Annotated in this window: 8 protein-coding genes and 1 pseudogene; 3 read left to right on the top strand and 6 right to left on the bottom strand. The window is 70.1% G+C overall.

Features of this window, described 5'->3' with window-relative positions; translation table 11 throughout:
• The 3 genes and pseudogenes from D7V77_RS35910 to D7V77_RS35900 all read left to right on the top strand — a co-directional run.
• A pseudogene (locus D7V77_RS35910) lies at window positions 1-397 on the top strand (alpha/beta hydrolase); the annotation flags it as partial.
• A gap of 158 nt (window positions 398-555) precedes the next feature.
• Entirely contained in the window at window positions 556-2,370 is a 1,815-nt protein-coding gene (locus D7V77_RS35905) for a S8 family serine peptidase (protein ID WP_120580770.1), read from the top strand.
• Entirely contained in the window at window positions 2,367-2,582 is a 216-nt protein-coding gene (locus D7V77_RS35900) for a DUF5818 domain-containing protein (protein WP_120580769.1), read from the top strand. Before D7V77_RS35905 ends, D7V77_RS35900 begins: the two co-directional genes overlap by 4 nt.
• Window positions 2,583-2,615: 33 nt before the next feature.
• Here D7V77_RS35900 and D7V77_RS35895 read toward each other — a convergent pair whose 3' ends face one another.
• The 6 genes from D7V77_RS35895 to D7V77_RS35870 all read right to left on the bottom strand — a co-directional run.
• On the bottom strand, window positions 2,616-3,788 hold the full coding sequence (locus D7V77_RS35895) for a type II CAAX endopeptidase family protein (protein ID WP_233597445.1): 1,173 nt from the start codon (window positions 3,786-3,788) through the stop codon (window positions 2,616-2,618).
• A 77-nt stretch (window positions 3,789-3,865) separates the two neighbouring features.
• Window positions 3,866-6,421, bottom strand: a complete 2,556-nt coding sequence (locus D7V77_RS35890) for a 1-acyl-sn-glycerol-3-phosphate acyltransferase (RefSeq protein WP_120580768.1) — start codon at window positions 6,419-6,421, stop codon at window positions 3,866-3,868.
• Window positions 6,422-6,435: 14 nt separating this feature from the next.
• Window positions 6,436-8,157: an arginine--tRNA ligase gene (argS, locus tag D7V77_RS35885; RefSeq protein WP_120580767.1), complete on the bottom strand. Its 1,722-nt coding sequence runs from the start codon at window positions 8,155-8,157 to the stop codon at window positions 6,436-6,438.
• 74 nt (window positions 8,158-8,231) lie between these two features.
• Window positions 8,232-9,932, bottom strand: coding sequence for a hybrid sensor histidine kinase/response regulator (locus tag D7V77_RS35880; RefSeq protein WP_120580771.1), 1,701 nt, complete (start codon window positions 9,930-9,932; stop codon window positions 8,232-8,234).
• 138 nt (window positions 9,933-10,070) lie between these two features.
• Complete coding sequence (locus tag D7V77_RS35875) at window positions 10,071-10,799, bottom strand: HEAT repeat domain-containing protein (RefSeq protein WP_120580766.1); 729 nt, start codon at window positions 10,797-10,799, stop codon at window positions 10,071-10,073.
• An 81-nt stretch (window positions 10,800-10,880) separates the two neighbouring features.
• Window positions 10,881-11,714, bottom strand: an 834-nt coding sequence (locus tag D7V77_RS35870; protein ID WP_120580765.1) for a DnaJ C-terminal domain-containing protein, incomplete at its 5' end; no start/stop codon positions are given.

The raw sequence follows: 11,714 nt of genomic DNA, 5'->3' as shown, positions 1-11,714 counted from the left end.
GGGCGTCCGGGGCACCGGCGGGGCGCTGGTGGAGGACGCGGAGGCCGCGATGCGGGTGACGTTGGAGAACGCGGGGACGACGGCGCTCGCGGTGGCGTCCCTGTATGGAGGGGCCCGGGTGGCGTTGGCGCTCCAGGAGCGGCACCCGGCCGTGGGCGGACTGTGTCTGGTGGCGCCGGATGTGGACCCGCTGTCACTCGTGCGACTGTCGTGTCCGCTGCTGGTGATTGTGGGGGCGGAGGACACCCGGGTGCCCCGGGCGGCGCTGGCCGCGGCTGTCGCGGAGGCCGGGGGCGATTTAGAGGTCATCGACGATGCCGGGGCGACCTTCCATCGCAACCTTCCCCAGGTGGGGCGGGCGGCGGCGGCGTGGCTCCAGCGCCTGTCGGGTGGGTAGGGCGTTGGCGTGCAAACCGTTGGACTTCTTCACCTTTCTTCATCCCCTGCGCCTTGCACGGCCGGCCGGGGGGCGGACAGACTGAAAGCGCAGACCCAATCGTCCCGCCGTGCGTTCGTAGTGGGTCTTCGAGGCGTCTTCGTTCAAGGAGTGTCCCGATGCGGATGAGGCGATGGAACGTGGTTCTCGCGGCGCTGGCCCTGTCGGCCTCGGCGTGCGCTTCCGCATCGCGGGAGCCGGAGGCCCCCGCCGGGCAGGACCTGGCGGCAGCGCAGGCGGAGGTGTCCCAGGCGGTGGCGGAAGGCTCGGACGACGTGGTGTCCGGCGCCATCGTGGTGGACTTCAAGGACGGGACCACCAAGGAGCAGTTCGACGCCTGGGAGCAGGAGTGGGGCGTGGACCTGGAGTTCAACTCCCTGGAGGGTCCTCGCACGGGTGTCACGCTGGCGGTGGGCGTGGACGGCGTGGAGGACGTGCTCCAGCGCATCCGCCAGAACCCGGCGGTGGAGTCCGCCGAGCCGCTCATGCAGGTGCGCACCAGCTACACGCCGAACGACCCCCAGTTCGAGTCCCAGTGGAACCTCCGGATGATCGACATGCCGAAGGCCTGGGACGGCAACCGGGGCAAGGGCGTGGTGGTGGCGGTCATCGACACGGGCATCGCCTACGAGGACCACGACGACTTCAAGCAGGTGCCGGACCTGAAGGGCGTGTCGTTCGTGAAGGGCTATGACTTCGTCAACGACGACGAGCACGCCAACGACGACCATGGCCACGGCACGCACGTGGCGGGCACCATCGCGCAGGCCACCAACAACGGCGAGGGCGTGGCGGGCGTGGCGTTCGACGCGACGCTGATGCCGCTCAAGGTGCTGAACCACTTCGGCAGTGGCACCTCCGCGGACATCGCGGACGCCATCCGCTTCGCGGCGGACCACGACGCGAAGGTCATCAATATGTCGCTGGGTGGTGGCCTGTATTCGCAGGTCATGGCCAGCGCGGTGGAGTACGCGCGCAAGAAGGGCGTCACCGTGGTGGCCGCGGCGGGCAACACCGGGCGCGGCAAGGTGGAGTTCCCTGCGGCGTACCCGGGCGCGGTGGCGGTGAGCGCGGTGGGCCCGGCCGGCACGCGCGCGCCGTACTCGTCCTACGGCAAGGAGCTGGACATCGCGGCGCCCGGTGGTGACAAGAGCCGGGGCGATACGGGCGGCATCCTTCAGAACACCATCGACCCGCGCGACCCGTCTCGCTCCATCTACGCCTGGTACCAGGGCACCAGCATGGCCGCGCCGCACGTGGCTGCCGTCGCCGCGATGCTCTACGGCGCGGGCGCCACCACGCCGGACGAGGTGGAGCAGGCGCTCTACGCCGGCGCCAAGGCGACGGAGAACCAGGCCTGGTCGGAGGAGTACGGCCATGGCGTCCTCAACGCGAATGCCTCGCTGAAGGCCTTCAACGGCGCTTCGCCCCGGTGGCCGTCGCTGGGCTGGGCCGCGGCGCTGCTCGCGCTGGTGCTGCTCACGCTGCGTGGACGCGAGCGCCCGGGCTACCTCAACGTGCTCTTCCGCCCGGCGTTCCTCGTGCCGTTGGTACTCTCCACGGTGGGCTTCTTCTTCCTGCGCACCTGGTTCGCGGGTGCGGCGGGCGCGGCCCAGGACGTGGTGAGCGTGGCGTCGCTGCCCATCCCGGACTGGCAGCGCATCATCTTCGGCCGGGGCGCGGTGAATCCGCTGTTCTACAGCGCGCTCATTCCCCTGGTGCTGTCGCTGCCGGCCATCGCGTGGCGGGGCTTCCGGCCGGCGGTGGGCGGCCTGGCGTTGGGCTTCGCGGGCTTCCTGGCCTACGCGGCGTGGGTGGGCGCTCCGGCGCTGGCGTGGATGCCGTTCACCTTCCTGGCGAAGCCGTGGCTGGGCTTCAACACGGTGGTGTGCCTCGTCATCGCCCGCGCGATGCTCAAGCGGGAGGACGCATGAAACTCTCCGGCACGGTGCAGTACCAGGACCTGGAGGGCGGCGTGTGGGTCCTGAAGGCCGACGACGGCCGGACGTACCAGCTCGCGGGCGGTGACCGGAAGATCAAGAAGGACGGTCAGCGCATCTCCGCCGAGGGCAGCATCCAGCGCGACGCCGTCACCGCCGCCATGGTGGGGCCGGTGTTCCACGTCAGCTCGTACAAGTCGGAGTGACGTCGTGCCCGGGGGGAGTCATCCCTCCGGGCCTCAGCGGCTGCGCTTGTCCTTGCCGGGGCCATAGGCCTCCGACTGGCGCAGCCGCTCTTCTTCGTAGGCCTCCATGGGCACCTCGCCCTTGCGTACGGCGTCGCGGAGCTGCCGCATGGCCTTGCGCTCGGCCTGGAGCGCGGGAGCCGCGTCCTTGGGCAGCGGATCCACCGGGTGCTGGACGTCGTAGACGCTCAGCGACACGCCACGCCCATCCACGAGGCCCAGCCCCACCAGGGACAGCGTGGCCGCCATCACCCAGGGCAGCAGCTGGAGGGCGAAGAGGGGCACGGGCTTCGTGGCGCGCACCTCCTCATCGCTGGGGGGAGTGCCGCGTCCCCACACGGAAGGGAAGTGCCGGGACGCTGCGCGCAGGCCCAGCAGCGCCGTCCAGCCCACCAGCACCAGACCCACCACGGCGCGCCAGTCCGTCACGTCGTCCGTCGCTCCGTCCTTCGCGAGCCCTGAGTGCGTGGCGATGAGGAACAGCGCCGATGACACGATGTTGTTGGCCGCATGCGCCGCGATGCCCGGCCACAGCGAGCCGGTGCGCCAGAAGAGCCAGCCGAACAGCAATCCCAGCTCCGCGCGGGCGAGGAAGCCCACCGGATCCAGGTGGAACGCGCTGAACACCACGGACGAGATGATCAGCGCGCGCCAGGGGGATGCGGGGGCTGGCGGCGTCAGGGAGCGCTGGAAGAGGCCGCGGAAGAAGACCTCTTCGCACAGCGGAGCGGCCACGGACACGCCGCCCAGCAGCAGCGCCAGCTCAATCGGCGTCTGGCCTTCGAAGAGGCGCGAGGCGTCGAACATCTCCCGCAGCCATGCGGGAGCCACCTTCTGCGCGAGGAACTGTACGGGCACCACCACGCCGACGAAGTTGGCCACGCCCAGCAGGAAGCCGAACAGGGTGGGGGCGCCCAGGAACGGCGTGAGGCCCACGTACGCGGCGGGCCGGTACCCTGAGCGGCGCAGCATGATCCACGCGAGGCCCAGGAAGAGGAACACCTCCGTGAACCATACGCCGAAGGCGGGGTTGAGCAACTGGGTGACGGCGCCCACCGTCACGAAGAGCCCGAAGGCCAGGGCCGCGGCGAGCACGGGGTGGGGCGGCGACAGCGGCGCGGGGGCCTCCGCCGGCCGCGGGTCGCTGGAAGGGAAGGCTTCGTCCACCGTGTCGTCTCCTGCCCCCTCTCCGTCAGGCGGAGAGGGGTGGGGTGCCGCGTTCGCTTCGAGGAGGAAGTGCTTCGTCAGGCCCGGTGGAGGTAGCCGCGGATCTCCTCCGCGAGCGGGTTCTTCCGGGGAAGCTCCGCCGCCGCGGCCGGGTCACCCAGCCGCAGCTTCTTGTCCTCTTCCACGAGGATGCGCTGATCCAACAGGTACTCCACCGCGTTCTCCAGCGTCGTCTTCGCCAGGGACTCGGCGGCGGTGATGCGGCCGGCGTTGTACTCGCCGCGCCCCGTCTCCAGCGCCAGCTTGACGAACGTCTTGCGGTCGGTGGCCACGCCCGCGGCCACGTCCGGCAACGTCATGGCGGCCAGCAGGTAGGCCTCCAGGAAGTCGCGCAGCAGGTCCGCCAGGAACTCCAGGTCCGGCTGGGCGTGGGCCTCCGGCGCGCGCGTGAGCGTGTCGCCCTCGTGGATGACCAGACCCATGCGCACGAGCCGCTCCACGCACTCGGCGAAGATGGTGTCGAACGACGCGCCCACCCGGTAGATGAACTCCACCTTGAAGAGGCGCGACAGGAACAGCGCGCGGGCCTTCACGGTGTCGTACGGCGCGGGCGTGCCCGCGAGCAGCGCGTTGGCCACCAGGCTGCGCGCGGCCACCAGGTTCATCAGCGTGTTCTTGTAGAAGGACATCTCCGGGCGGCGTGAATCCTCCACCTGGTAGCTGACCTCGCCGCGCGCCTCCTTCGTGCGCACCATCTCGTCGGAGATGAACTCACGCATCGCGTCCTGGATGGGGCCCAGCGTCTCCGGGTTGCTCGGCGCGTTGGCCAGTTCCTTGGACAGCCGCGCGCCGTCCTCGGAAGCGATGCGGCGCAGCAGGCTGATCCGATCCGTGAGCTCGCGCTGGGTGAGGCCGCGCCGGCGGTGGGCCAGGAGCGACGCGCTCACCAGCGCGTGAGGCGTGACGGTGGACACCTTGCTGATGCCGTACATCACGCGGTTGCCCAGCGCGCGCACCAGGCCCTTCTTCTGCTCGTCCGTCACCGGCTCCTGCGGCGACAGGCCACGCGCCTGCATGAACTCCACCAGCGACAGCGGCTCGTCGAAGGTGAGGTGGATGCGCCCGTAGCGCGCGGCCAGCACCTTGGGCGCGCTCAAGAGGGCCTTCAGGTCCTCCGGCTTCTTCTCCCCGCCGGCCAGCTCCTTTGAGTAGCTGTCGGACTCCACCACCTTCTCGTAGTCGATGGAGACGGGCACGAAGTAGAGGTCGTTGCGCGCGCCATCCAGCACCGCCTCGACCTGCCACGTGAGCATGCCCAGCTTGGGCGTGAGCAGCTTGCCCGTGCGCGAGCGGCCACCCTCCGGGAAGAACTCCTGGTGGATGCCGTCATGCACCAGCTTCTTGATGTACGCCTTGAAGGACGCGGCGTAGACCTTGTCGCCCTTGAACGAGCGACGCAGGAAGAACGCGCCGCAGCGGCGGAACAGCACGCCCAGGGGCCAGAAGGACAGGTTCGCGCCCGCGGCCACCAGTGGCGCGGTGTAGCCCCGGTTCCAGAGCACCCAGCTCATCACCAGGTAGTCCACGTGGCTCTTGTGGCTGGGGCAGAGCACCACCGGCGCCTTGCCCGCGGCCTTGAGCGCCCGGTGCAGCCCGGCCTCGTCCACGCCGATGCCGTCGTAGATGCGGTTGAACACCCACTCCAGCATCGGCGCGATGAGCGCCAGCACGGACGGGTTGGGCTTGGCGGCAATGGCTTCCAGGTTGCGCTGGGCCTCGCGGTACACGCTCGAGGGCTTGCGGCCCGTGGCGGCGGCGTGCTCGTCCAGCACCTTGCGCAGCTGACGGTCGCGCAGCGTCTCCTCGATGAGCCGGTCCGTGGGCTTCTGCGGCGGGCCGAACACCGCGCGCGTCTCACGCGCGAGGAACACGTGCAGCGTGCTGCGCACCTTGCGCGCCAGCACCTCGTCGCTGACGCCCGGGTTCTCCTCGATGAAGCGGCGCAGGTCGATGGGCTCTCCCACGCGGAACTGCGCGCGCTTGTAGTTGCGGAAGAACGCCACCATGGAGTGCACGAAGCCCGGTGCCTCCGGGCTTCCGAACAGCGCGTCGCGCCAGCCCGGCTTGAGCTTCGCGGGGCGCTTCTCCCAGACGAACAGCTCCGGCACCAGGAACACCGGGCGCTCGGAGCCGCGCGCCAGCCGCACCAGTTCGGGGAAGGGGTCCTCGCGCGTCTCCTTGCCGGAGGCATGCAGGAGCGCCGTGCGGCGCAGGAACACCAGGCCGCTGCCGCCCTGCTCGCGGGCGTAGCGGAAGCGCTCCTCCACCGCGCCGCCCTGCGCTGTCTGGCGCCAGGGTTTGGTGAACCAGGGGCGCAGGTTCACCACCGCGCGGATGGGCGGCATGGCCCGGCGGACCATGGCCCACGCGATGTAGAGGAAGTTGATCCACGCCGTGGTGCGCATGACGTGCACCACGAAGCCCCGGGCGCTGAGCGCGCGCAGCTCGTTCTCGGCCTCCGGCGGGAAGTGCACCCCGTCGAAGTACCGAGCCCCGAGCACCCGGGACATGGGACCGAATTCCTCCTTCAAAGCCTCTCCTTGCGTCGCGGTCTGCGCCAGCGCGGTGTCCATCGCAGCCCCCCAGGCTACATGTTTTCCGGCGTCGGGATGCCCAGCAAGGTGAGCCCCGCCGCCAGCGTGATGCGCGTCGCGTCCGTGAGCGCCAGCCGGGCCGCGCGCACCGCGTCATTCCCCTCCACGAGGATGCGCTTGTCGCGGTCCTTGTTGCCGGCCGTGTAGTAGCGGCTGTACGCCGCCGCCACGTCCAGGAGCAGCCGCGCCACCAGGCTGGGCTCGTACTGCTCCGCCGCCGCCTTCACCGTGTCCGGCAGCCGCATCAGCTCACGCACCAGGGCCTGCTCTTCCGGGAGCGTGAGCAGGGACGGATCATACGCCGAGGGCACGCCGCCGCCCTTGCGCAGCACGTTCGCGCTCCGGGCATGCGCGTACTGGAGATAGGGCCCCGTGTGCCCCTCGAGGCTCGTCACCTCGTCCCAGTCGAACGTGTAGTCGCTGGCGCGGTTGTGCTTGAGGTCGCCGAAGACGATGGCGCCCAGGCCGATCTGCTCCGCCAGCGCCTCCGCATCGGTCGTCTCCAGGTTGCCCTGCGCGACGTTCTCCTTCACGCGCTGGAGCACGCGCTCCTTCGCCTCGTCCAGCACCTGATCCAGCTCCACCACCTGGCCCTTGCGCGTGCTCATGCCGTGGATGCGGCCGAACGGCACGTGCACGCACTTGTCCGCCCACGGCTGGCCCATCTCCGTCAGGGTGCGGAACACCTGCCGGAAGTGCAGCGCCTGGTCCTGCGCGACGACGTAGAGCGACTTGTCGAAGTTGAAGCGCGCGTGGCGGTCCTCTGCGGCGGCCAGATCGCGCGTGGCGTAGAGCGTGCTGCCGTCGTTCTTCTTGAGGAGCACGGGCGGCTCGCCGTCCGCGTAGGGCATGTCCACGATGATGGCGCCCTGGGACTCCTTCACGCCGGGCTTCTTCGCGATCTGCTCGATGACCGCGTCCATCTTGCCCTGGTAGCGGCTCTCGCCCTCGATGTGCTCGAAGTCGATGCCCATGCGCGCGTAGACGCGCTTGAAGCCCTTGAGGCTCGTCTCCCGGAACTGGTTCCAGAGCTTCATCGCCTCCGGATCGCCCGCCTCCATGCGGCGGAAGAACTCGCGGGCCTTCTCATCGAAGGCCGGGTCTTCACCGGCGCGCTTGTTGGCCTGAACGTAGACCTGGACCAGATGCGCCATGTCCTCCCGGAGTTCCTCCTTGCCGAACTCCTGGAAGCCCACGGCGACGAGGCCGAACTGCTTGCCCCAGTCACCCAGGTAGTTGACGCCCTCCACGCGCCAGCCCAGCGCGCGGTACAGGTTCGCGATGCAGTGGCCCAGGAACGTGGTGCGGATGTGGTGGAAGCCAATGGGCTTGGCGATGTTGGGCGACGAGTAGTCGATGACCACCGTCTTGCCCTTGCCGTCCTCCGCGTCGCTGCCGTAGGCGAGCCCCGCCAGTCGCACGCCGTCGATGACCTCCTGGGTGAAGGGGAGGGGGAGGAATCGCGCGTTGACGTAGGGGCCCACGGCCTTGACCTCCAGGCCCGGGACCTGGAGCGCCTGCGCGAGCTGCGCGGCGATGGCGGGGGGCGCCTTCTTCTGCGCCTTGGCGAGAGGGAAGGTGGCGAAGCTCAGGTCGCCGTGCGCGGGATCCGCGGGCTTGACCTGGGGCTCGATGTCAGCGGCGGGGACACCCAGGGCCCCGGCGAGGGCCTGGGCGAACGCGGCGCGATAGCGGCTATAGACAGAAGTGCTCATGGACCGCGCGGATACTACCCAAGGCGGGGCGCCTTCCATCCACCTCTTCTGTGGGGAAGGCGTCAGAGCGTCATTCAGGTCACGGCGGGGCCGCGGCTCTTGGGGCGCACCACCGAGGCCACGGTGTCCAGCAGCTTGGGCAGCTTCAGAGGCTTCTCGAAGTACCCGTCGATGCGGTCCGGCCCTTCACCCGAGGTGAGGGACGCGACGTCGCTCGCGCCGGAGATGATGTAGACGACCACGTCCGCCAGCGACTCCGTGGTGCGGATGTAGTGGAGCACGGAGCGTCCGTCCTCCCCCGACAGCCGCAGGTCCAGCAGCACCATGGCCGGCCGGATGTGGGACAGGATGGAGCGCGCCTCGGCGGCGCCGGAGGTGGCCATCACCCGGTAGCCCTCCTGCTCCAGCACCTGTTCCAGCACCTCGCGGCAGTCCACGTCGTCCTCCACCAGGAGGATGCCGCCCGCCTTGGGCGCGGCCTGGTTCACGTCCGGGGCGCTCACGGCGCTCGCGAACAGGGGCAGGACCATCTGGAACGTGCTGCCCTCACCCAGGATGCTGCTGGCGTCCACGCGGCCGCCGTGCAGCGCGACAATCTTGGCGACCAGCGGCAGGCCCAGGCCCGTGCCCGGGGGACGGGGCATGCCCGGCTGCGCCCGGTAGAACGAGTCGAACACGTGCTCCAGGGCTTCCGCCGTCATGCCCTGGCCGGAGTCCTTCACGGTGAGGACGCCCAGGCCCTCGCTGGACGACACGCTCACCTCGACGACGTCCTCCGTCTCGCTGTGATGGATGCCGTTCTCCACGAGGTTGTGGATGGCCTCGGAGATGCGCTCGCGGTCGCCTCGGACGAACACCTCCGGGCAGGGGGGAATCACCACGCGCACGCGGCTGTGCTCCGCGACGGCGCCCAGCCCGCGCACCACCTCTTCCGCCACGGCCTTGAGGCCGAAGGGGCGCTGGTTGAGCTGCATCTTCCCGGACGACAGCCGGGACATCAGCACCAGGTCGTTCACCTGCTGGAGCAGCCGGTCCGCGTTGCGATCACAGATCTGCACCGCGCGGCGCTGCCCGTCCGTCAGCGTGCCCAGCTTTTCCCGGCCCAGCATGGCCAGGTAGGCCTTGATGGTGGTGAGCGGGTTCTTCAAGTCATGGGACACATTGCCGAGCAGCTCCTCGCGGTTCTGCTCCAGGCTCTTCAAGCCCGCGATGGCCGTCTGCAGGTCCTTGTTGCGCCGGGCGCTGTCGTCGCGCAGCCGGGCCACCTCGTAGGCGGCGGTGAGCTGCGACGCCAGTGACTGCATCAGCACGTCGGACGCCTTCCGGCGCGCGCCCAGCACCACCAGCACGCCCGTCACGCCTTGCGGTCCCTCCAGGGGCACGGCGACGGTGTCGTCCTCACGCAACAGCGCCTTGTCGGTGAAGCACCGGCCCACCACGCCCTCGCCCGGGACGGCGGCGGTGACGCGCTCGTCGTAGCGTCCGCGCACGTGCTCCACGTGCAGTTGGTTGCGCGACGGGAAGTGGCGCGCGACGTAGCAGACCTTCGGCTTGAGCAGCGTGTGGAGCGTCTGCAGCTGCGCGCGCAGGGCCTCGGTGGGGCCCGCGTTGTCGGTGAGCTGCCGGCCCATCTCCAGCAAGGCCTGGGCGGCGGTATCGGTGTCCACCGGAGGAGGCGGTTTCGCCGCCCGCTTCGGTGGAGCCTTCTTCGCGATGGTGGCGGGGCGCAGCGGGACGACCTCTGCGAGCTGCGGACCCTTCTTCTTCGATGGCACGCGTGAATCCTGCTTCATGTCTCGCGTGGGAGGGAACCGCACTGAAGCCCGGTGCCCTCCACCAACGCCGAGCGTGTCAGGTGCCCGACAGCCCCCCAGCCCCGTTGTCCGCTTCCCTGGCCGGGGTACTGGAATGACTCAGGGTCGGCGCTGGATGCGGCCGTCCTTGTCGAGGCTGTAGGGCTCCACGAGGGCGGCCTGCACCTTCTCCTGGTAGCCCTGCACGCCGAAGCCGCTCTCCGCCAGGGCCGACAGCGCCACGGTCTGCACGCGGCGCGCGGTGTCCTCGGAGGTGAGCAGCTTGAGCAGGGGCTCGCGCGCCGGCTCGTACTTCAGGGGCCCCAGGACGTTGATGGCGGCGATCTTCACGTCGTCGGACATGTCCTCCAGGAAGGGGAGGACGGCCGGGGCCACGCGCGGATCCTGCTTGCCCAGCACGTGGTGGAGCAGCACGACCTTCTTCTCCGGGTCGCGCGTGTAGCGGGAGGACAGGTGCTGGAGCGTGTCCGCGATGACGCCCATGAGCGCGTCCTCGGCGAGCAGCTCCTGGAGGATGCGCAGCGCCCAGGACGTGGCCTGATCACTCGACTTGAGGAAGGCGCTCACCGGCGCGACGGCGTCCTGGCCGAAGTGCTTGATCAGCTCGAAGGTGTGCTCTTTCTCGTCGGCGTCGGTGGTGAGCGGGTCCACGGTGATGGTGAACCGGCTGAGCAGCACCGTGACGGCCTCGGGGTACTTCATCTCCCCCAGCTGCTGCAGGGCCTTCTGCCGCGTGGACGGCTCCCCGTACTTCTGGGTCACCTTGGACTTGAGCTTGAGGGCTTTGTCGGGGCCCGAGCCGCCCGTGAGGAAATCGAAGAGACCCATAAGTACGTACCCGCTCCGGAATCGGAAGAGTGGAGGCGCGATGTAGGACGGTGCGCCTTCCAGGACAAGTGGCAACGACAACTACAACGTCAGCTCCCGGCGCACGTCGCCCCGGTAGGCCCGCGCCAGCGTCTCCGCGGCGGCCCGGACCTCGTCCGTGGCCTCCTCGGGGACCTTCACCTGGAGCAGCAGGTACATGTCGCCCGGAGTACCGCCCCGGAGCGACGGCACGCCGCGCCCCTTGAGCCGCATCTTGCGGCCGGACTGTGAACCTGGAGGCACCTTCAGCGTCACCTCACCCTGGAACGTAGGCACGCGCACCTCGCCGCCCAGCAGCGCCTCGGAGACCGTCACCGGCAGGTCCAGGTAGAGGTCGTCGCCCTCGCGGCGCACCAGCGGATGCTCGGCCACCTCCGTCTCGATGTAGAGGTCCCCCGGAGGGCCCCCCTGGACGCCCGCCGCGCCCTGGCCGGCCAGCCGCACCTTGGAGCCGGTGACGACGCCCGCCGGAATCTTCACCGTCAGCCGGGTCGTCTCCTCCTTGATGCCGCTCCCACCGCACTGGGAGCAGGGCTCCGGGGCCTTCCCGCTGCCGCGGCAGGTGGGGCACACGCCGGAGCCGCCGAACATGGCGCCGCCCCGCCGGGCCCGGCCCGTGCCGTTGCAGGTGGGGCACGTCACGAGCTTCCCGGTGTTGCCCTCGCCGTGGCACTTGGAGCAGCGGCCCGGCCGCTGGAGCGTCAACGCGCGCTCGGTGCCGGTGACGGCCTCCGCGAGCGAAACCTGCACGCGGGTCGTCAGGTCATCGCCGCGCTCGGCCGCGGTGGACCGGCTGCCGCCCCGGCCCCGCCCGAAGAGGTCGTTGATGTCGAAGCCGCCAGCGCCCCCGCCGCCTCCGCCCGAGCGCCCGAAGAT

Source organism: Corallococcus sp. CA041A (assembly GCF_003612075.1).
Taxonomy (GTDB): Bacteria; Myxococcota; Myxococcia; order Myxococcales; family Myxococcaceae; genus Corallococcus; species Corallococcus exiguus.
Note: the sequence above shows the minus strand (reverse complement) of the source record. Positions and strands in the feature narration are given on the sequence as shown.